Origin of the sequence: Pseudoalteromonas piratica (assembly GCF_000788395.1) — a bacterium.
Taxonomy (GTDB): domain Bacteria; phylum Pseudomonadota; class Gammaproteobacteria; order Enterobacterales; family Alteromonadaceae; genus Pseudoalteromonas; species Pseudoalteromonas piratica.
Map to the genome: position 1 here is coordinate 776,935 of NZ_CP009888.1, position 20,566 is coordinate 797,500.

Below are 20,566 nucleotides of genomic sequence, written 5' to 3' on the forward strand. Positions count from 1 at the left end.
GTAAAAACGCAGGATATTGAAGTTTTTTCTTATGCTTTATTGGCATCAAAAAATCAAATTGGAAATTAACCTATGACAGACCAAGAATACCATCAGTTAATCGAAGACCTATTTATCAATTTAGAAGAGCAAGTTGATGCCTGTGAGGTTGATTTAGACTATGAATCTGCATCGGGTATTTTAGAAATTATTTTTCCAGATGGTTCTAAGATTATTCTTAATAAACAGGCGCCATTACACCAATTATGGGTAGCAACCAAGTTTAACGGTCACCACTTTGAGCGCCATGGCGACAAGTGGATAGATAACCGCAGCGGTGCTGAATTTTGGCAATTTATGAATGATGCTGCAAGCAAACAAGCGGGCACAAATATCGTGTGGGAAGCTGAATAAATGAGCTTAGATGCTATTGTAATTGACCCGCAATCAAGTCACAAAGCTACCGTTATTTGGTTGCATGGTTTAGGTGATTCAGGCGAAGGGTTTGCACCAATTGTACCTGAAATTAATTTACCGTCAGAGCTAGGTGTTAAGTTTATCTTCCCTCATGCACCTATTCAACCGGTCACCATAAATGGTGGCATGGCGATGCGTTCTTGGTACGACATCAAATCCCTTGATCTAGATAAACGCGCCGATGAGCAAGGTGTGCAACAATCTGCTGCGGCAGTAAAGCAAATAATCGATGCTGAGATTGCCAATGGTATAGAACCAAGTAACATTATTTTGGCTGGTTTTTCGCAAGGCGGTGTGGTGTCGTTGTATTTAGGGCCGCGTTTACCTTATCAACTAGCGGGTATTATGGCGCTTTCAACCTATATGTGTGAGCCTGCTAAACTAACGTTAGAAAAACAGCAAGCAAATTTAAATGTGTTTATGGCACATGGCAGTTTCGATGATGTGGTGCCAACCACAGCAGGTGAGAGTGCTTACAAAACTTTGGTCGAGCTAGGTTATGATGCAAGCTGGCAGGTTTACCCAATGGCACACCAAGTGTGTTTAGAAGAGATTAAAGCGATCCGCGCTTGGTTAATCTCGCGCTTAAGTTAGGGAGCATGAGTGAGTCAAAAAATAAAAATAACTGCAACGCTAAACAGTAGCCAATTGAAACAAAAAGGTGTTGATAAGCCTGTCGAGTATCAGTGGCATTGGTCGCGTATATTTGCTGCCTTATCGTTAGTGGTGTCAGTTTTATTTTTTATGACTCTTTATGTGTTTCCAAATAATGATGAAGTTGGTACCGAGAAACTTGCTTCAGGTCAGAGTGCATTGCTAAAAGCAAAAACACTAACTGACGTTACAAAAGTGGAAAAATCACCCTTTAAAGAAACCGAAAAGGTTGCTTTAAGCCAGTCTTCTTTAATGAAAACGGATAAAGGCTTAGGTACAAAAAGTAGTGATGAATCATTACCAGCTGCGCAAAATGACCCTGAATTACCAAGCGTGAATGAGCAACATGAGCAAAGCGATTTAGTTGATATTATTGATTCACCTAATACAGAAAAGCTTGAACCTAGCGCTTCAGCAAATGAGCTGATAACACAGTCAGATGAACAACAAACGCTCTCTGATATTGCACTTGGTGCAAAAATGAATACGCAAAGTGTATCGCGTGCATTATTGTCACGGGATATTATTGGACGAGAGCCTGTGGATATTATTGGTGAGCGTATTGCGCGGGCAAGTTTTACAAAAAAACTGTATTTTTTTACCGAAGTTAACGGCCTTCAAGGCAAACTCGTGCGCCATAAATGGTATTTTCAAGATCAATTACAGGCCGATGTTGAATTATCGATTTATGCTGAGCGTTATCGAACTTATTCATCAAAAAATATCGCGGCACTGCAGTTAGGTATGTGGCGTGTAGAATTAGTCGCAGAGGGTGAAACCTTAGCGAGCAAGCAATTTATAATTACTGATAAGTAAAAGGTCAGTGTAGGAAAGTTATGTCACAAGAGAAGTCTATCATTCGTATTGCAACCCGCAAAAGTGCGCTGGCACTATGGCAAGCTGAATTTGTTAAAGCTGAGCTTGAAAAACACCATGCTAACTTAGCGGTTGAACTCGTCCCTATGTCAACGCAGGGCGATAAAATATTAGATACACCGCTGGCAAAAATTGGTGGTAAAGGCTTGTTTGTTAAAGAGCTTGAAGTTGCCATGATGGAAGGGCGTGCAGACATCGCTGTGCATTCAATGAAAGACGTTCCGGTTGAATTCCCTGATGGACTAGAACTGCATACAATTTGTGAACGTGAAGATCCACGTGATGCATTTGTATCTAATAAGTACAAATCGCTAGCAGATTTACCGCAGGGCGCTATTGTGGGTACCTCTAGTTTACGTCGTCAGTGCCAGCTAAAAGCGGCGCGTCCAGATTTAGAAATCCGTGATTTACGCGGTAATGTTAATACGCGTTTAGCAAAACTAGACGCAGGTGAATACGATGCAATTATTCTTGCAGCTGCAGGTCTTATCCGCTTAGAAATGCCAGAGCGCATTGCTGATTTTATTGCGGCAGAAGACTCATTACCGGCAAATGGTCAAGGTGCAGTGGGTATTGAATGTCGCAGTGATGATGAAATAACAAAAGCGTTTTTGGCACCTTTAGAGCATACTGAAACACGCTATCGTGTGCTAGCAGAGCGCGCAATGAACCGTAAATTGCAAGGTGGTTGCCAAGTGCCAATTGGTGCTTTTGCAACGGTCGATGGTAATACACTGACATTGCGTGGCCTTGTGGGGGCGTTAGATGGCTCGGTTATCTTACAACACACCTTAACAGGTGATGTGGCAAATGCTGAACAAATTGGCGAGCAACTAGCTGAGCATTTATTAGCGCAAGGCGCGAATAAAATTCTTGCAGAAGTTTACGCAAGTTAACAAGGAACGACTGTGACACATATTTTACTCACCCGGGCTGAAGAAAAAAGCCAGCAACTTGCTGAGCAACTTGCTGAAAAGGCAATAACAAGCTCTATTCAGCCTGTGTTAGTGCTTGAAGCTATCACTGTGAGTGAACAGCAACTTAGCATGTTGGATGATGCTGATATTGTGTTATTTGTGTCACAAGATGCTGCGCGTTTTTTACATACCTTAAAGCCGGAGCTAACAAAAAATAGCATTTGCTTAGCGGTAGGAAAAAGCACCGCAGAAGTGGTAACTGAGCTCTTTGAGAAACCGTGTGCCAGCCCATTAGTGGAAACAAGCGAAGGCTTACTGGCGATGCCTGAGCTTAATAACGTCGCGAGCAAACGAATTGTGCTGGTCAAAGGCAAAGGCGGGCGCAATAAACTTGCAAAAGAGCTAAAAGAGCGAGAAGCGATCTTTCAGCCGCTTGCTGTTTATAAGCGTTTAGCGAATCCTGGATTGACCAAGGCACTCGCCAACGAATGGAAAAACAATGGTGTCGACACTATTGTACTGACCAGCAATGCAAGCATTGATAGTTTTCTCGCTGTTGCATCCAATAAATCTTGGCTGGCAACACTGACAGTATTTTTAGTGAGTGCACGTTGTGTTGAGTATTTCAACGAAAAAGCCCATGTAAAACAAATTATTAATTGCCAAGGTGCTGATAACGAAAGCATTTTAAATGCAATATTAGAACAGCATAAACCTCAACAGAGTCACGCTATGGAACAAGAAAAAGATATTACCGCAAAGAGTACAATCAGCGATAAAGCAGCTAATAAGCCCAAAACAACCACGGAAACGGTGACGGCGCCAACTGAAAAGCAATCCGGTTCTGGTAAAGCAATTGCTGTTGTTGCCTTGTTAGTATCACTTGCTGCTGTTGGTGGCTTAGGATATGGCTATACGCTGTTTCAACAACAAAAAAACTTTCTTGTTCAGTTAAACAATGAGAAAAATAGCCTGTCGGAGCAAATTGCAGCGGCAAATGCGCAAGCTATTTCGTTACAAGGGCAAAATCAGCAATTACAAAATGCCCTTTCAGCACAGCTAGTACAGGCAGAAAGTGCGCTAACGCAGAAAATTGAGCAACAATTACAGGTTGCCAACCAACAAGAGCCAGAGCTTAACCGTGAAGAAGTGAAAAGCCTGTATCGCATGGCTGAGTTTAAAGCGCTAGTACAAGCTGACTATTTAGGTGCTGCTGCCATGTTGGCAAGGCTTGATATTTTACTAGAAAGTTTCCCTGGCACGCAGCCCGCTCGTGAAGCGCTGCATCAAGATATTCAAGCGTTAAATGCTGTGCAAACTGTGGATGTTGAAAACATATACCTAAGGCTTTCGGGGTTAATTGCCAATTTAGACAAGCTACCACTTAACATGGTTGTGTTGCCTGAAGAGGCAGATAAAGTTAACCAACAAGCCCTTTCGGATAATGTCGATGATTGGCAAGCAAATCTAAAACGCAGTTGGGATTTGCTGGTGGATGACTTTATTAAAGTGCGCAAACGCACCGCACCGGTAGAGTCATTATTAAGCCAAGAAGAACAAGCGCTTATTCGTCATCAGCTACGTTTTTATATGGTTCAAGCACAAACGGCTCTGGTTAAGCAGCAAGCGGTTATGTTTACTGCAGCCTTAAAGCAGGCGCAAAGTGTTTTAACCAATTACTACGATGTACAAGCATCTGAAGTGGTTTACCTTAATAACCAATTAAGTGAACTGCAATCACAGCCCTTAGCGTTTAACCCTGAATTTACCTTTAGCTCAGAAGCGGCAATTAAGGAGCTACTATGAGTAAGGCAATAATTAGCATTGTTATTGCGTTAATTGTCTTAGCACTAGCACCGATTGCTATTGGTGAAAAAGGCTATGTATTAATCGCGTTTAATGACTACACAATTGAAGGCACGATCACCGCATTTGTGATTGCTGCAATTTTACTGGCCGTGCTTGGTTTTGTGATTTATAAATTGTTGCGTTATGTTTTCTCGCTCTATGGCGTTACCCGCTTTAAATGGGCATTGCGTGCGGATAAGCGCAAGCAAACTAATTTAAAAACAGGTGTATGGCAGTTTATTAATCGCGACTTTGTGGGGGCACAAAAAAGTTTAGCAAAAGCACATGTGCCTGAGGGGTGGGAAAATATCGCCCAAGCAATTTCTGCACGTGCGGCACTAGAAGCTGGCAACAAAGCGGAAGCAAGACTTCACCTTGAGCAAGTATCTGAAGACGACACCCCTTATATTGCGCAGATGCTGGTGGAAAGCGAACAAGCTGAACTTGCTAAAGAAAGCATGGAGCAAATCACCAAAAATAAAAAGGCTACAAATCTTGAGCTTGCTAACTTTGCTGAGTATTTAGTGGCACAGCAAGATTGGTCAACACTTAATGACCAGCTAAGTCGTTTTGAGAAAAAACATGCTCTGAGTGACGAGCAGTGGCAGCAGTTATTTGAGCGTTATTTTGCTGCGTTAGACCTAAATGCACTAAACAGTGCGTACGGTAATTTACCTAAAAAGCTAAAAGAAAAAGCCGAGTTTCATTACTTAATCAACCTTGCGTTATTTGCCCCTGAGCAAACCGACAAGAGTTTATTAAAACTCGCTAAAGGTGATAAGTACCGCGAAATTTGGCAAGTACTCAGCAAGTGCACTAATACCAAGCTTTCAGATTTACAAAAGTTTGTGCAGACGCGTCTTAAAAAATTACCTGAGGACGAAACCTTATTACTTACGCTGGCATACATTGCCAAAGCACAAGGTGATTTTGAGTTGGCCGGTAAAGTATTTAACAAAGTGCTAAGCAAAGACAATGCAATCAAACATTGGCGTATTGCAGCTGAATGTTTTAGCCAAACAGGTCAGCTTGATAAAGCCGTGTCGCTTTATCAAACCTATGCTTAGTATTTTCGAGAATATTTATTCTTTATTAGAAAGCGCCGATCGGCGCTTTTTTTATATTTGTTCGAATAAGGACCTATGTCCTAAGCAATCCTTGCTTTTATAGCTAAACTACGTAGAATCCGCGCAATTTTAAATTTTTAAGGGTCAAGCCATGATCGATTCAACTCTTCCTCTTCTTGATTTACACCGTCACCTTGATGGAAATGTTCGTTCAGAAACCATTTTAGATCTTGGCCTAAAATTTAATATGGATTTGCCAGCAAGCGATGTTGAGTCGCTGCGCCCTCATGTACAAGTAATTGAAAATGAGCCTGATTTACTTGGCTTTTTACAAAAGCTGGATTGGGGTGTAAAAGTGCTGGGTGATTTAGATGCATGTCGTCGCATTGCCTATGAAAATATGTTTGATGCAAAAGGGCAGGGGCTTGATTATGTTGAGCTGCGTTTTAGCCCATATTATATGGCGCAAACCCACAACCTAAATATTGCAGACGTAGTTGCTGCGGTTATTGATGGCGTAAAAGCGGGTAGCCGTGAGACGGGCGTACAAGCAAAATTGATTGGTATTTTGTCGCGTACTTTTGGTGTTGAAGCATGCCAAGCGGAACTTGATGGCTTACTGGCGCACAAAAATGAGCTTATTGCACTCGATTTAGCGGGTGACGAGCTTGGTTTCCCAGGTAACTTATTTGAAGGTCACTTTAAACAAGCGCGCGATGCGGGTTTACAAATTACCACTCACGCAGGTGAAGCTGCAGGCAGCGAAAGCATTTGGCATGCAATTAAAGAGCTTGGCGCAACACGTATTGGTCACGGTGTAAAAGCAATTGAAGACGCCGCGCTGATGGATTACCTACGCGATCACCAAATTGGTGTGGAATCGTGCTTAACCAGTAATATTCAAACGAGTACAGTTGCATCAATGGCAACGCACCCTCTAAAGCAATTTTTAGCACACGGCATATTAGCCACCATTAATACTGATGACCCAAGCGTAAGTAACATTGAAATTCGACACGAATTTGAGGTGGCAGCGCCACAAGCAGGTTTAACACAGGCTGAAATCACTACAGCACAAAAGAACGCATTACAAATCGCGTTTTTAAGTGATAGTGAGCGTAAAGTGTTAATGGGGAAATATGCGTAATTTCGCTGATATTTTCAGTAGCATTTGATTTCGTCGCATTGGCGATAGCAGTAAAAAGGAGCTAAAAAGCTCCTTTTTTGTTTATTAAAGCTAACACATCCCTGTAAATATCCCTCGTATTGTACCTCCCTGTAAATATCATGCGCCATCCATGGCGCACTCGTTCATTCTTTTTAAACGGCCAAAAAGAACGAACCAAGAAAAAGCCGCCCTAAAAATCAAACGGATTCTTCAAACATAATTTAAATGTGAACATAAACGCTATGAATCGGCATCCATGCCTCAGCATAGCTTGCTCGACCGCTTCGCTCCCTGTCTCGCATTATTCATTTAAATAATGGTTTCAGGTTTGATTAAAGGGGGAATCTTCCTCAGCAACAGCCTTTAAGGTCACTATTGAGCAGGTGTTGAATAATTTCATCTGTTCTGTATAGAAAAGAGCAATTCTTCCTTAATATTTTGCAGGCAAGTTGCCCGCTTTCTACAACTTATAAGATGAAGGTTTTCAATTAACTATCTGACTAGTAACAATTAAATATTGGTGTTATAAGTTGACTTTGAATATAAACAGCAATAATTCAAAGGTGTGCAGTTGAGTAAAAATTTGAAACAGTGGAAAAATACACTCAGCACAAGTGAGATTGCTAATGGAATGAATTTTGCTCAACAAAATGCCAAGCGGCTACTGAGTGATGCTGAAAAACTGTTTGAACTTGAAAGCTATCCGACGGCTTACTCCATAGCTGTGTTAGCAATTGAAGAGGCTGGGAAAATTTCAATCCTTCGTGAGTTAGCAGTTGCAAGAGATGGAAAAGAGGTCAAAGACGCTTGGAAAGCTTATCGGACTCATACTAAAAAGAATGTGATGTACGTATTTCCTTTATTGGTCGCAAATGGTTGTAAAAAACTTCGTGATTTCGGAGGTATTTATTCCGAAGAAAACGATTTTCCAGCGCTACTGGATGATCTAAAGCAAGTTGGTTTTTATACAGACTGCTTAGGTCAAAAACATTGGGCTGTTCCTAGTCAGGTCATCGACAAAGAAGCAGCCAAAGATATTCTAAGAGTTGCTAGTACTTTGTGTGAACATAGAACATATACGCAAAAGGAGTTAGATCTTTGGGTTAAACACATCAAACCTGTGTGGAAATCTTCAATGCCGGAAATGCAAGCAGCTTTAAAAGCATGGTTCACTGAAATGCTCAATGAAGGTTTAGCAGAAGAGTCTAATGTTTCCTTCGAAGATTTTGTTGGCTAAATGAGTTATTACTGAGCGTTTAAGGTAGCCTAGCAACACGCCGTATTTTTGGTTTAAATCGTCTTTAGGATTTACGGTGTAACGGTTTGAGCTAGGTTGTAGTATTACTCAAGGTTTTACAGTGCGTTACCGCTGCCTGAGTTTAGCGCTTTTGTGGACTTGAAAGCTGTTTTCAAAGTTCACTCCCTCACCCATTAATCAAACCTGAAAGCGGAGTTTAAATGAATAATGCGAGACAGGGAGCGAAGCGGTCGAGCAAGCCATGTACAATAGGGACGTTGCTTCATGGCGTTTATGTTCACATTTAAATTTTGCTTGAAGAGTTAGTTTGATTTTTGGGCGCCGAGGGATTCCAAAGGGAGGCCGGCGCAAGCCGCCCTTTGGCTGCTGTCGCCAGCGCGACAAACCAGTTTTAATTCTATAAATAAGTTGAGATTGTGCGCTTGGGTTAGATTTATTTAGTTACGATATCTATCTAGCAAAACAGCGGTAAGGTCTTTTCACTTTTTGCAAAGGTGTGTTTCATAAATAAAGCAGCTTCCCTTAACACTCCTTATATTTCTCCTGCACTAGCTTCACATAATGCGCGAGCGATTTATCGTCATGGGTTGTAAATGAAAACTCTGTAAGTGATACCGCTTGAATGCGGTCTATACGAAATTCGCGATAGTCGTTTCGTAAGCGGCAAAAAGTGATTAGCGTCCATTTGCCACCCCAATACACCATACCTAAAGGCTCTACAAGGCGGCTGGTGATTTGCTGTTTGGCATCGGAATAATCAATGTTTACACAGCGGTGTTGCTCTATGCCTTGGCGTAAGGTGAGGGTGAAAGCTTGTTGTGCTTGGTTATGACTCCAACCCGATACTAAATAGGGCAGATCATCCACTTTTTGTTTTAAGCTACTTGGTAAAACGGCCTCAATTTTAGCAAGTGCAGAATGGGCTTTATCGGCTAAAACAGGATCCGTCCATTCGCTTACCATGCGACTGCCGAGCATTAAGGCTTGCAGTTCTTCGAGGGTAAACATCATGGGGGGCAGGTCACATTCTGAAATAAGGTAACCAATGCCTGCTTCGCCTTCGATAGGCACGCCCGATGTTTGTAAGTGTTGAATGTCGCGGTAAATGGTGCGCTCAGATACGTTTAGTTTATCTGCTAGCTGTTTGGCGGTTACAGCAAGGCGGCGGCCTTTAAGTAAGTTAACCAGTTGAAATAAACGCTCAGATTTATGCACCATATTTCCTTAATTGAATGTGCTTTACGTGTTAATTATGCGTCACAAGGTGTTTGTGACACTACATCGTAGTGCTCTAAAATAACACTTTCTTTTTCAATTAACTTGGCGAACTGCTGGCAAATTTCATTTTCATAAAATGCGTCTTGCACACGTTTAGCATCTGCCATAGTGGCAAAGTAAACCACATCAACGTAAATATTGTCGCTTTGTTGTTTGGCAAGTGATCGGTACAGCACACCGGTTTGGTTATTAAGGAATTGCTGTAAAGCGTCATTAGCAGCTGTGAAATCTGCGGCTTGAGTAGTTTCTGCAAGTTTGAAATTTACGATTTCGATTACGTTACTCATCATTTGTCTCCTTTGAAATGATGAGGTTATTTAATCAGGCTGTTATGTCAGGGAGTGTCAGTAGCAAATGAGCTAGAAAATAAAAAAGGAGCCAAATGGCTCCTTTTAGAAAATCACGATATCTATTATTTGATGAATGCGAAAGCATCAGCATACATGTTTTCGCGAATAGCACCGTGGGCAATAAAGTCATCACGTACAGGGCCAATCATATCGAAGCGACCTGCCATATAGATTTCGTATGGCGCAAGCGAATCCATATCTTTCATTACTGCTTTATGCACATAGCCTGTGTGACCTTGCCAGTTGTCACTCGCGTGCTCTACTACTGGAATAAAGTTAAAGTTAGCTTGGCTTGCAGCCCACTTTTCCATTTCATCTTTGGCATATAGTGCTGATTCATCGCGCACACCCCAGTAAAAGAAAACAGGGCGTGTTGATTTAATTTCTGCAAGGTGATCAGCCATTGATTTAACGTATGAGAAGCCTGTTCCGCCCGCAAGTAATACTACAGGCAGCTCTGACTCAGTGCGTAGTTGTGAAATACCTAAGCCCACTTCAACATCGGCTTGCGTATTATTAGCAAAGTGCTCTTTTAGGTGATCCAGCGCTTGCATGGCATAACTGTTTTCTTCTGATGCACCGATATGTAATTCTAATAGCTCGGTTTGGCTTGGGCGGCTTGCGATTGAGAATGCGCGTTTATCTTTTTCACCCAATACCAGTTGCAGGTAGTGACCTGCTTCAAATGACACTGGCTCACTTGGTTTTAGTTCAACTTTATAAACATACTCTGTTAAAGGAGCAATGCTTACCACGTTTGCTTTAACTAATTGCATTTTTAAACCTTTTCACGACGCAAGTTTAACTGCGTTACTTTTCTAAAATGTTGAGTGAATCCCAAATTTCATCAACACGTTGTTTGACTTTATCGTCCATTACAATGGGCTCGCCCCATTCTCGGTCGGTTTCTCCTGGCCATTTGTTGGTGGCATCAAGCCCCATTTTTGACCCTAAGCCAGAAACTGGTGAGGCAAAGTCGAGATAATCTATCGGGGTATTTTCAATCATTGTGGTATCACGGGCAGGATCCATACGCGTGGTGATTGCCCAAATTACATCATTCCAGTCGCGGGCATTTACATCATCATCACACACAATAACGAACTTAGTATACATGAATTGACGTAAGAATGACCAAACACCCATCATTACGCGTTTTGCATGACCCGGATATTGCTTTTTCATGGTAACCACAGCCATGCGGTAAGAGCAGCCTTCAGGTGGTAAGTAGAAATCGACAATCTCAGGGAATTGCTTTTGCAAAATAGGCACAAACACTTCGTTAAGCGCAACCCCCAAAATAGCCGGTTCATCAGGCGGACGGCCAGTATAGGTGCTGTGGTAGATAGGATCTTTACGGTGCGTAATATGCGTTACTGTCATGACCGGGAAGTCATCGACTTCATTATAGTAACCGGTGTGGTCGCCATAAGGTCCTTCAGGTGCCATTTCGCCCTGTTCAATATAACCTTCTAATACAAACTCGGCGCTGGCAGGTACTTGTAAGTCATTTGAAATTGACTTTACCACTTCAGTTTTGCTGCCACGTAACAATCCAGCAAAAGCGTACTCGCTTAGCGTATCTGGAACAGGTGTGACTGCACCAAGTATAGTTGCAGGGTCTGCCCCAAGCGCTACCGAGACAGGATAGGGTTCACCTGGGTGTTCTTTACACCACTCTTGATAATCGAGTGCACCACCACGGTGTGATAACCAGCGCATAATAATTTTATTTTTGCCCAGTAATTGTTGGCGGTAAATACCTAAGTTTTGGCGCTTTTTATAAGGCCCTTTAGTAACTGTTAAGCCCCAAGTGATCAGTGGCGCTGCATCGCCAGGCCAGCAGTGTTGAATCGGCAGTTTAGTTAAATCAACCTCATCTCCTTCAAGAATTACTTGTTGGCATGGTGCCTTCTTTACTTCTTTTGGCGGCATGTTGAGTACTTGCTTAAACACCGGTAGCTGGCTTAGCGCATCTTTAATGCCTTTTGGTGGCTCAGGCTCTTTTAAAAAGGCGAGTAACTTACCGACTTCTCTTAGTTCTGATACATCTTCTTGCCCCATACCTAAAGCAACACGCTCAGGTGTACCAAATAGGTTAGCAAGAACAGGAATGGAATAGCCTTTTGGATTTTCGAAAAGTAGTGCAGGGCCTTTTGCACGCAAAGTGCGGTCGGCGATTTCGGTCATCTCTAAATAGGTATCAATTTCTTGTTTGATACGCTTTAGCTGACCTTTCTTTTCTAACAGTTCGATAAAGTCCCTGAGGTCTTTATATTTCATAGTATTGTCAGGCTTTTAATTATAAAAATGGATTGGTGATAGTATAACCTTTTGCGCAAGTTACGGGCAATTGTAATCCCGTCTGCGCAGTTACAATTGTTTATACTTATGAGAGTGCTTTTTGGATTTGCATTCAATAGAATAGGGACACAATTATACAAAAAGGATTTTTATGAAATCTTTGATTTTTTCTAGCATGCTTGCTTTTAGTGGTGCATCTTTAGCTGCAAATGAGATGTATGTGGGCGTAGATTACGCATATAACAATTTTGAAATTGCCAACGAAAAGGTAAACCCTAATGCCGTTTATGTGAAAGCGGGTTATGAGTTTTTTGAGGGCATTGCACTAGAAGGGCAAGTTGCGGTATCGGGCGGTGATGATGACTTATACCGTATGAATTTCGAACTTGATAAATCTTACTCTGTTTTCGGTCGTTTTGAATCGCCAGCTTCTTATGGTTTTAGTGCTGATATTTTGCTTGGTTGGAGCTGGAATGAACTCGCAGTTTCAGGACCTGAAGAGACCTATAACGGTATTGATAGTTATGACGGTTTTGCTTGGGGAGTGGGTATTAATCAACAGATCCCTCATTTTGAAGATGTGAAAGTACGTTTAGGCTACCAAGTACTGCACTCGGACACAGATTTCAAACTTGCTAATTACACGCTTGGCGTTAGCTACATATTTTAGAGGGAATAGAACATGACAAAATATAAATTATTGCCTTTAGCTATGGCGAGTGCGTTTATGCTTTCGGCATGCAGTGATTTCGATGATCCTGCAGCATTAGTAAAAGCCGTCAAGTTAGAGTCTCAACGTGCCAATGGCACAATTATTGAAAGCATCGAATTTACTGGCAGTGATATTAGATTACGCCCGGGACAAACGCATAAGCTAATCGCCATGGGCACCGACTCAAAAGGTGATGTTAGAGATGTCACGGAAGAAGTTACTTGGACCTCATCAAATACGGATGTGGCGACCATTAATAGCAGTGGCCTAGTTACAGCAGTTAAAGCCCTTGAAGATAATCAAGGTATTGTGACTTTCACAGCGACAACAATTAATGAAATTGAAGCCACAACCGAGCTATCAATTAGTGAAAGCAAAGCAACGGCAATAAGTGTTGTTTTAAAGGAAATGGACGGTAACACGCTTAATACCTGTGTGGATACGCAGCTTGCCGCTAAAGTGACGTATCAAGATGGCTATGTGAGTGCGCCAGATACAAATTTACTTAGTTGGCAGTTTACTGGCTCAACTACAGCAAAAATTAGTGCAACAGGGCTATTATCAACTTCTGCCGAGCAAGATGAGACTTTGACCATTACTGCCAAACATAGCGACGGTGTAACTGGCAGTGATAACTTCACCGCATCTATTGCACAACTTAATGGCTTATCGATTCAACGTGATAGTAAAGATATTGAGTCATTAGCATTGGCGTTAGCCGAGCGAGACACGTTGACACCTAAGATAACGTTATTAAATGGTGAGACGTACACTACATCAAACAGTGCTATTTGGGCTTCGAGTGATACCGCTATAACATCTGTTTCAAATGCCGACGATGTGAAAGGAAACATAGTAGGATTAACAAGTGGCACGACCAATGTATATGCTACGTGTGGTGGTCAGCAAGCACAGGTTTCGGTTGAAGTAACAGGTGATTCAACTCTGAAAAGCTTAAAAATTAATACCGGCACAGATAGCTTAGAAATAAAGCAGGGGGCGAAAGTGTCACTGCAGCTATTTGCAGACTTAACTGGTGTTAATGGTGATTTTAATGTGTCTGAATTCGCAAGTTGGAATTTATCTGGCACCGATTTAGCAACGTCAAAGCTATTGAAAGAAGGCACCGATGAAGCGCATTTAGAGCTGACAGCTGCAACGGCTAATACAGGCTCATTTACACTCATCTCGAGCTATGAAGGTAAATCTGAAACGCTCGATGTGACTGTTGTAGAGTAAATAAAGCGAGTGCGCCTTAAAATTTAGGCGCACTTTCTAAAATAAATCAATTTCACCACTGTCAGCTGTTTGCGCTGTCGCTTTTTCTTGCCTCAACTTGGTGCGCGTATCCGTGTTCCATTCCATACTGTTAAAATCAAATAATTCGAGTTTCTCTTTTAAGCTAGTTGCGAGATTAAATAAATCATCACTGGTAACAGATTGAATTTTTGAACTCGAAAGCGCATCTGAATTTAATTCAATCATTGAAGTGACGGAAGACTGGGCTTCATCAGAAACGATTTTTTGCTGTGCAACTTGCTGGTGGATTTGTTCAGATAAAGCATGAATATTACTCATTGAATCATCAATTTGGTCGATTTCTTGATTTGCTTGCTCTGACAAACTTACCGTTTGCTTTGTTTCTTCGTGTGCCGCCATCATAAATTGATGTACTGAGTCTGTACCGTTTTGGATTTTACTGACCATAGCACTCACTTCTTGTGTTGATTGACTGGTACGTGCCGCGAGGTTGCGCACTTCGTCAGCTACAACAGCAAATCCACGTCCTTGCTCACCTGCGCGAGCTGCCTCAATTGCTGCATTGAGCGCGAGTAGGTTAGTTTGTTCAGCAATAGCGTTGATCACTTCTATAATTGAGGTGATTTGATCACTGTCCTTTTTGAGTTGGTCGAGCTGCTCACCCGTTTGTTCTATCTTTTCTGCGAGGGATATTAAACTAGCTTGACTGACGTCAGAGTCGGTACGAGTTTTCTTTACTGACTGTGTAGCACTTGCTACTGCTTGATATATTTTATCGAGATTTTCGTCTAGTTGTGCCGACACATCCAGCATGGCGGCCATGGAGGACCCCAGTGTCTCGCCATGGCTGTGTTGCATGGTAGCTTTTTGCGTCATAGAAGAATAGGTATCTTTTAGTTCATTGGCCATCGGATATAGCCTTGCTGAGGAAGCGTAAATCTCGTTTAGTAAATGATCCATCAATGCGAGCCAATTATCGATTAAACTGCTCTCTTTGATGTCTTCTCCAGTACCATTTTGTTGAAACCGAAACTTAAGGTTAACTTTACTTGGATTAGAGACCGCTTGTGCAAATGCCTTTAGGTTTTTGCTTTGGTTTTGGTAACTTTGTTGCACTTGCCAACCGAGTATAACGATTGAAAGTGAGAGCACAGCTTGCAGTGACATGAATAGGGCACTGGCATCTGCTAAAAAAAGCAATAAGAGGGAGCATGCGCTAAGAATGATTAAGCTGGGTAAAAGTAATTTACGTATTTGCATAAATCTGATTAATAACGTGTAAGTGTTTAATAGTTATAGAACAGATTTTTATGTGAGAAAAGAAAAGCGCCGGTAATTTACCAGCGCTTTTTACAAATATATGTGATTATTTTCGCTTCATCGAATCGAAGAATTCATCATTGGTTTTGCACATTGCAAGTTTATCAATTAAGAATTCCATTGCGTCGATCTCTGACATTTCGTGTACGATCTTGCGAAGAATCCACATTTTCTGAAGTTCGTCAGCTTTTGTCAGTAGTTCTTCACGACGTGTACCTGAACGGTTGAAGTCGATTGCTGGGAATACACGTTTTTCCGCTATCTTACGGTTTAAGTGTAATTCCATATTACCAGTACCTTTGAACTCTTCGTAGATAACTTCATCCATTTTCGAGCCAGTATCGATAAGTGCAGTTGCAATAATTGTTAAGCTACCGCCTTGTTCAACGTTACGCGCTGCACCGAAGAAACGCTTAGGTTTATGAAGTGCGTTAGCATCAACACCACCAGTAAGTACTTTACCTGATGAAGGAATTACGGTGTTGTAAGCACGGGCTAAACGCGTAATTGAATCAAGTAGGATAACAACGTCTTTTTTGTGTTCAACCAAGCGTTTTGCTTTTTCAATTACCATTTCAGCAACTTGTACGTGACGGCTTGCAGGCTCATCGAATGTTGAAGCAACTACTTCGCCTTTTACTAGGCGTTGCATTTCGGTAACTTCTTCTGGACGTTCGTCGATTAGTAGAACAATTAGTTCACACTCAGGGTGGTTAGAGCTAATAGACTGCGCAATGTTTTGTAGCAACATTGTTTTACCCGCTTTTGGCGGAGCTACTAATAGACCACGTTGTCCTTTACCAATTGGCGCTGCTAAATCGATTACACGGGTTGTGATATCTTCAGTACTACCATTACCACGTTCCATACGTAAACGGTCGTTTGCGTGAAGTGGTGTTAAGTTTTCGAATAGGATCTTAGTACGAGAGTTTTCAGGTTTGTCGAAGTTAACTTCGTTTACTTTTAATAGTGCGAAATAACGTTCGCCATCTTTTGGCGGACGAATTAATCCATTAATTGTATCACCAGTACGTAAACTAAAGCGTCTGATTTGGCTAGGTGATACATAGATATCATCTGGTCCAGCTAAATAAGAGGCTTCGAAAGAACGAAGGAAGCCAAAACCGTCTTGAAGGATTTCTAGTACGCCACCGCCATAAATGTTTTCACCACTCTTTGCGTGAGCTTTTAAAATGGCAAAAATAATGTCTTGTTTTCTTAAGCGGCCTACATTTTCAAGTCCCATGGACTCAGCTAGTTTTACAAGTTCGTTAATCGACTTATTTTTAAGTTCGCGTAAATGCATATTGGTGGGTTCTTTAATGTTTTTTTCTCAAGGTTTTTGAGTGGAAGTAATATTGAATAATTACTAAGGATAAATATGATGTAATAAGTTAGCAGCTCTTGCTGAAAGCGTCCAGTCTTTATAAAAAATAATCAACGCAAAAATGAAAAAGGCTGGGTAGACCAGCCTCTTCAATTAGATGTTGTCTTCTAAAAATTCAACAAGTTGAGTTTTAGAAAGCGCACCAACTTTAGTTGCAGCAACACCACCGTCTTTAAATAGAAGAAGTGTTGGGATGCCACGAATACCAAACTTAGGCGGTGTACCTGAGTTTTGGTCGATGTTTAATTTAGCAATCGTTACACGACCAGAAAATTCTTCAGCTACTTCGTCAAGAATTGGCGCGATCATTTTACATGGACCACACCACTCAGCCCAAAAATCAACTAGTACAGGGCCGTTAGCATTAACTACATCAGACTCAAAGCTATCGTCTGTAAGTTGGATAATTTTATCGCTCATTGGGTTCTCCGATAATTTTCGCGAATTTATTTATAGCGTATTTAAACACTATTGTTTCTTATTGCAAGTTTAAGCGTTATGCTTATTCGCTATGAATAAGACACATTTAACCGAAACAAAGTTTGCCGACTTTGACATCGCACCGGAAGTGGTTGCCGGACTAACTCGCAAAGGCTTTGAACTTTGTACGCCAATTCAGGCAAAAAGTTTACCTTATGCACTACAAAAAAGAGATATTGCAGGGCAAGCGCAAACGGGTACTGGTAAAACCATTGCGTTTTTAGCTGCGACTTGTCACCACTTACTGGTAAATAGTAAAGGGGCAAGTAAACACCCAAGAGCACTTATTATGGCGCCTACTCGGGAGCTGGCGTTACAAATTTATAATGATGCAAAAATATTTGCACCAGACTGTAAGCTTAACCTTGGCATTGTATATGGTGGCGAGGAATATGAAAAACAACAGGCGCAACTCGAAAAAGGTGTAGATATTTTAATTGGTACAACTGGCCGGTTGATCGATCTATATAAACAGGGGTGCTACAGCTTAAATGATATTGAAGTTGTGGTATTAGACGAAGCCGATCGTATGTTCGATCTTGGCTTTATTAAAGATATTCGTTATTTGTTGCGTCGTATGCCTGAAGCGACAGAGCGCTTAAACTTATTATTTTCGGCAACACTTTCATACCGTGTGCAAGAATTAGCATTTGAGCACATGACGAATCCTATTCATGTGCAAGTTGAGCCTGAGCAGAAAACCAATCACCGCATTCAAGAAGAACTTTTCCACACTTCACAAGACGATAAAATTCCCCTTTTACTGACCCTTATTGAAGAAGAGTGGCCAGACAAAGCAATTGTTTTTGCAAATACTAAGCACATGTGTGAAAACGTTTATCAGTGGATGAAAGCAGATGGTCACCGTGTGGGCTTGTTAACGGGTGATGTGAATCAGAAAAAACGTATCTCAATACTAAAACAGTTTACTGATGGTCATTTAGACTTTTTAGTTGCGACTGATGTTGCCGCGCGTGGATTGCATATCGATGCTGTAAGTCATGTGTTTAACTTTGATTTGCCAGATGATTGTGAAGATTATGTCCACCGCATTGGTCGTACTGGTCGCGCAGGTGCTTATGGCCATGCAATTAGTTTTGCCTGTGAGCAATATGCTTATAACCTTCAACCAATTGAAGAGTATATTGACCATGCAATCCCGTTATCTCATTATGATAAAACAGCACTGTTAGACGATATTCCAAAACCACGTTATAACCGTGCAAAGCGTCCAAATCAAAATAACAGACGCCCAAATAAACCAGCTCAAAGAAGAGCCCATAGTTAGTAGTTTTTTGAGGTATCAATGCTAACCGTTGATAAAACAAATGATCAGAACTGTTTTGCCGTAATTGATTTAGGGTCAAACAGTTTTCATATGTTAATAGCCAAAGCCGTAGCCGGTGATTTACAGACAATTGGTCGAGTGAAGCGAAAAGTTAGGTTAGCGGCAGGATTGGATGAAAATAACCAGCTAAGCATTGAAGCGATGCAAAGAGGGTGGGAATGTCTCTCTCTTTTTGCTGAGCGCTTACAAGATATTCCGAAAGATAACATTACAATTGTTGCTACAGCTACACTCCGCTTAGCTGCCAATGCTCAGCAGTTCGTCGAAAAGGCTGAATTAATTCTTGGTCATCCTATAAGAGTAATTAGTGGTGAAGAAGAAGCAAAAACAATCTATAAAGGTGTAGCACACACCTCATCAACACTCGGTAAGCAATTAGTGATTGATATTGGTGGTGCAAGTACCGAAGTCGTGATTGGTGATGGCTTCGATCCACTATTATATAAAAGCTTAAATATGGGATGTGTCACTTATCTTGAGAAGTATTTCGAAGATGGCTTGTTAACCCATGATAACTTTGAAGCTGCTACCAATGCAGCAAAAGAAATTATCGCACCTATTATTGCCGAGTATAAAAAACTTGGTTGGTTAAGTGTGTCTGGTGCTTCAGGAACAGTACAAGCCATTCAAGAAATCATGATTGCTCAAAGACAAGATGATTTACTCACACTTGATAAACTTAATGCAATTAAACATCAGGCAGTATTATATAAGTCTATCGATAAGCTTGACCTTCCCGGATTGATGCAAGAAAGAAAGTTAGTCTTTGCATCAGGCCTTTCAATATTAATAGCGTTATTTGAAAGCTTAAGTATTGAAGTAATGGGTCTTGCTGGTGGCGCTTTAAGGGAAGGGGTACTCTATTCAATGATCCCTGAACTGCATAACTCAGATATTCGTGCGCGCACGGTTAATAGCTTTTTATCTCGTTACCATATAGATGCAACGCAATCTAAGCGGGTAGCAGATATTGCTTTATTACTAGCAAACCAAGTAAAGCATGAGTGGCAATTATCTGATGAAGATTTATCGATTCTCGAAGCGGCGGCTAAATTACACGAGACGGGTTTATTAATTGGTTATAAGAAATATGGTCAGCACGGCGCATACGTTATGACTAATACCGATATGCCTGGATTTACCAAAGCACAGAAAAATCGATTAGTCTTCTTAGTGAAGTATCATAAAGAGGATATCGATAAAGTTAACCTAGAATCGTTAGGCTGCTTTTCAGATGTAACCAACAAGCTACTTCATATACTTCGATTGTCGGTAATTCTGAGCATGCGTCGACAGGATGATGTACTTCCAGAGTTAAAACTACTTACATCAGATAATGATTTATCAATTGTTATTCCACATATTTGGTTTAGCCAGCACCCATTAATGCAGGCTGAACTAGAAGCTGAGTGCGAATACCTTCGTAAGGCAGGTCAAGTTTTACACATTGCTGTTAACTAATTGATCAAATAAAAGCGCTTTTTGTTAAGAAAATAGACGTTTTGCTCACTTGCTGAGCAAACGAATCAAAAGTTTAAATTTTCTTGCAAAAAGTGCTTGCACTGAAATCGAATCTCCCTATAATGCGCATCCACCGACACGGAGCACAGCAACAACAAACGCTGAGTTAAGTGACCGGGAGTCAAACGGAAAGTTACTTTGAAAAATAAATTAATTTTCTAGTTGACTTTAAAAGTGAAGCGGTTAATATAGCGCTCCACTTCGCAGCGAGAGAGGCTGCAGCAAACACCAAGTTGTTTGCACTGTTCTTTAAAAATTTAAGCAATCATCTGTGTGGGCACTCGTACAGATTAAGTTCTAACATACGCTTTTAAAGCGTAACAAAATTTAGACTTAGTTGAACTGAGTGACCAACGGAATAA

General features: G+C 41.3%; 19 protein-coding genes. 12 read left to right on the plus strand and 7 right to left on the minus strand.

The window, feature by feature from the left end; translation table 11 throughout:
- Positions 1–72 precede the first annotated feature (72 nt).
- From cyaY to OM33_RS03500, 8 genes are all read left to right on the plus strand, one after another.
- Complete coding sequence (gene cyaY, locus OM33_RS03465) at positions 73–393, plus strand: iron donor protein CyaY (protein ID WP_038638811.1); 321 nt, start codon at positions 73–75, stop codon at positions 391–393.
- Positions 394–1,050, plus strand: coding sequence for an alpha/beta hydrolase (locus tag OM33_RS03470; protein ID WP_038638815.1), 657 nt, complete (start codon positions 394–396; stop codon positions 1,048–1,050).
- Positions 1,051–1,059: 9 nt separating this feature from the next.
- Positions 1,060–1,926 (plus strand): DUF2914 domain-containing protein, encoded by an 867-nt coding sequence (locus OM33_RS03475; protein WP_038638818.1) that lies wholly within the window; start codon positions 1,060–1,062, stop codon positions 1,924–1,926.
- Between the two features lie 20 nt (positions 1,927–1,946).
- The gene (gene hemC / locus OM33_RS03480) at positions 1,947–2,882 is read left to right on the plus strand and encodes a hydroxymethylbilane synthase (RefSeq protein ID WP_038638821.1); all 936 of its coding nucleotides are present in this window, start codon (positions 1,947–1,949) and stop codon (positions 2,880–2,882) included.
- Between the two features lie 12 nt (positions 2,883–2,894).
- Positions 2,895–4,709 carry a uroporphyrinogen-III C-methyltransferase gene (locus tag OM33_RS03485; protein WP_038638823.1) on the plus strand — a complete coding sequence of 605 codons (1,815 nt, stop codon included), beginning with the start codon at positions 2,895–2,897 and terminating at the stop codon, positions 4,707–4,709.
- Positions 4,706–5,818: a heme biosynthesis HemY N-terminal domain-containing protein gene (locus OM33_RS03490; RefSeq protein WP_038638826.1), complete on the plus strand. Its 1,113-nt coding sequence runs from the start codon at positions 4,706–4,708 to the stop codon at positions 5,816–5,818. Before OM33_RS03485 ends, OM33_RS03490 begins: the two co-directional genes overlap by 4 nt.
- A gap of 151 nt (positions 5,819–5,969) precedes the next feature.
- Positions 5,970–6,965, plus strand: a complete 996-nt coding sequence (gene add / locus OM33_RS03495) for an adenosine deaminase (protein ID WP_038638830.1) — start codon at positions 5,970–5,972, stop codon at positions 6,963–6,965.
- Positions 6,966–7,557: 592 nt separating this feature from the next.
- The gene (locus OM33_RS03500) at positions 7,558–8,223 is read left to right on the plus strand and encodes an AbiV family abortive infection protein (RefSeq protein WP_038638833.1); all 666 of its coding nucleotides are present in this window, start codon (positions 7,558–7,560) and stop codon (positions 8,221–8,223) included.
- 543 nt (positions 8,224–8,766) lie between these two features.
- Here OM33_RS03500 and OM33_RS03505 read toward each other — a convergent pair.
- The 4 genes from OM33_RS03505 to ubiD form a co-directional block, all read right to left on the minus strand.
- The gene (locus OM33_RS03505; RefSeq protein WP_199922497.1) at positions 8,767–9,462 is read right to left on the minus strand and encodes a helix-turn-helix transcriptional regulator; all 696 of its coding nucleotides are present in this window, start codon (positions 9,460–9,462) and stop codon (positions 8,767–8,769) included.
- A gap of 32 nt (positions 9,463–9,494) precedes the next feature.
- Entirely contained in the window at positions 9,495–9,812 is a 318-nt protein-coding gene (locus OM33_RS03510) for a hypothetical protein (protein ID WP_038638836.1), read from the minus strand.
- Positions 9,813–9,934: 122 nt separating this feature from the next.
- Positions 9,935–10,648 (minus strand): NAD(P)H-flavin reductase, encoded by a 714-nt coding sequence (gene fre, locus OM33_RS03515; protein WP_038638839.1) that lies wholly within the window; start codon positions 10,646–10,648, stop codon positions 9,935–9,937.
- A 34-nt stretch (positions 10,649–10,682) separates the two neighbouring features.
- Positions 10,683–12,155, minus strand: a complete 1,473-nt coding sequence (gene ubiD, locus OM33_RS03520; protein WP_038638843.1) for a 4-hydroxy-3-polyprenylbenzoate decarboxylase — start codon at positions 12,153–12,155, stop codon at positions 10,683–10,685.
- A gap of 172 nt (positions 12,156–12,327) precedes the next feature.
- On the opposite strand from ubiD, the gene OM33_RS03525 reads away from it, so the two are divergent.
- Together OM33_RS03525 and OM33_RS03530 are read left to right on the plus strand one after the other, a co-directional pair.
- A complete protein-coding gene (locus OM33_RS03525) occupies positions 12,328–12,846 on the plus strand; it encodes an outer membrane beta-barrel protein (protein WP_038638847.1) in 519 nt (172 codons plus the stop codon).
- Between the two features lie 12 nt (positions 12,847–12,858).
- A complete protein-coding gene (locus tag OM33_RS03530; protein WP_038638850.1) occupies positions 12,859–14,127 on the plus strand; it encodes an Ig-like domain-containing protein in 1,269 nt (422 codons plus the stop codon).
- Between the two features lie 36 nt (positions 14,128–14,163).
- Here OM33_RS03530 and OM33_RS03535 read toward each other — a convergent pair whose 3' ends face one another.
- The 3 genes from OM33_RS03535 to trxA all read right to left on the minus strand — a co-directional run bounded on the left by OM33_RS03535 (position 14,164) and on the right by trxA (position 17,275).
- On the minus strand, positions 14,164–15,408 hold the full coding sequence (locus OM33_RS03535; protein ID WP_038638853.1) for a methyl-accepting chemotaxis protein: 1,245 nt from the start codon (positions 15,406–15,408) through the stop codon (positions 14,164–14,166).
- 106 nt (positions 15,409–15,514) lie between these two features.
- Positions 15,515–16,774, minus strand: a complete 1,260-nt coding sequence (gene rho / locus OM33_RS03540; protein ID WP_010562309.1) for a transcription termination factor Rho — start codon at positions 16,772–16,774, stop codon at positions 15,515–15,517.
- A gap of 174 nt (positions 16,775–16,948) precedes the next feature.
- Positions 16,949–17,275, minus strand: a complete 327-nt coding sequence (gene trxA / locus OM33_RS03545; RefSeq protein WP_038638857.1) for a thioredoxin TrxA — start codon at positions 17,273–17,275, stop codon at positions 16,949–16,951.
- A 91-nt stretch (positions 17,276–17,366) separates the two neighbouring features.
- On the opposite strand from trxA, the gene rhlB reads away from it, so the two are divergent.
- Together rhlB and gppA are read left to right on the plus strand one after the other, a co-directional pair.
- Positions 17,367–18,623, plus strand: coding sequence for an ATP-dependent RNA helicase RhlB (rhlB, locus tag OM33_RS03550; protein WP_038638861.1), 1,257 nt, complete (start codon positions 17,367–17,369; stop codon positions 18,621–18,623).
- An 18-nt stretch (positions 18,624–18,641) separates the two neighbouring features.
- Positions 18,642–20,144, plus strand: a complete 1,503-nt coding sequence (gene gppA, locus OM33_RS03555; protein ID WP_038638864.1) for a guanosine-5'-triphosphate,3'-diphosphate diphosphatase — start codon at positions 18,642–18,644, stop codon at positions 20,142–20,144.
- Positions 20,145–20,566: the final 422 nt, after the last annotated feature.

Bases quoted from the DNA above. Each gene is read 5' to 3' on its own strand.
- cyaY (WP_038638811.1), top strand. From the start codon at position 73: ATGACAGACCAAGAATACCATCAGTTAATCGAAGACCTATTTATCAAT.
- OM33_RS03470 (WP_038638815.1), top strand. From the start codon at position 394: ATGAGCTTAGATGCTATTGTAATTGACCCGCAATCAAGTCACAAAGCT.
- hemC (WP_038638821.1), top strand. From the start codon at position 1,947: ATGTCACAAGAGAAGTCTATCATTCGTATTGCAACCCGCAAAAGTGCG.
- OM33_RS03490 (WP_038638826.1), top strand. From the start codon at position 4,706: ATGAGTAAGGCAATAATTAGCATTGTTATTGCGTTAATTGTCTTAGCA.
- add (WP_038638830.1), top strand. From the start codon at position 5,970: ATGATCGATTCAACTCTTCCTCTTCTTGATTTACACCGTCACCTTGAT.
- OM33_RS03505 (WP_199922497.1), bottom strand. From the start codon at position 9,462: ATGGTGCATAAATCTGAGCGTTTATTTCAACTGGTTAACTTACTTAAA.
- OM33_RS03510 (WP_038638836.1), bottom strand. From the start codon at position 9,812: ATGATGAGTAACGTAATCGAAATCGTAAATTTCAAACTTGCAGAAACT.
- fre (WP_038638839.1), bottom strand. From the start codon at position 10,648: ATGCAATTAGTTAAAGCAAACGTGGTAAGCATTGCTCCTTTAACAGAG.
- ubiD (WP_038638843.1), bottom strand. From the start codon at position 12,155: ATGAAATATAAAGACCTCAGGGACTTTATCGAACTGTTAGAAAAGAAA.
- OM33_RS03525 (WP_038638847.1), top strand. From the start codon at position 12,328: ATGAAATCTTTGATTTTTTCTAGCATGCTTGCTTTTAGTGGTGCATCT.
- OM33_RS03530 (WP_038638850.1), top strand. From the start codon at position 12,859: ATGACAAAATATAAATTATTGCCTTTAGCTATGGCGAGTGCGTTTATG.
- OM33_RS03535 (WP_038638853.1), bottom strand. From the start codon at position 15,408: ATGCAAATACGTAAATTACTTTTACCCAGCTTAATCATTCTTAGCGCA.
- rho (WP_010562309.1), bottom strand. From the start codon at position 16,774: ATGCATTTACGCGAACTTAAAAATAAGTCGATTAACGAACTTGTAAAA.
- trxA (WP_038638857.1), bottom strand. From the start codon at position 17,275: ATGAGCGATAAAATTATCCAACTTACAGACGATAGCTTTGAGTCTGAT.
- rhlB (WP_038638861.1), top strand. From the start codon at position 17,367: ATGAATAAGACACATTTAACCGAAACAAAGTTTGCCGACTTTGACATC.
- gppA (WP_038638864.1), top strand. From the start codon at position 18,642: ATGCTAACCGTTGATAAAACAAATGATCAGAACTGTTTTGCCGTAATT.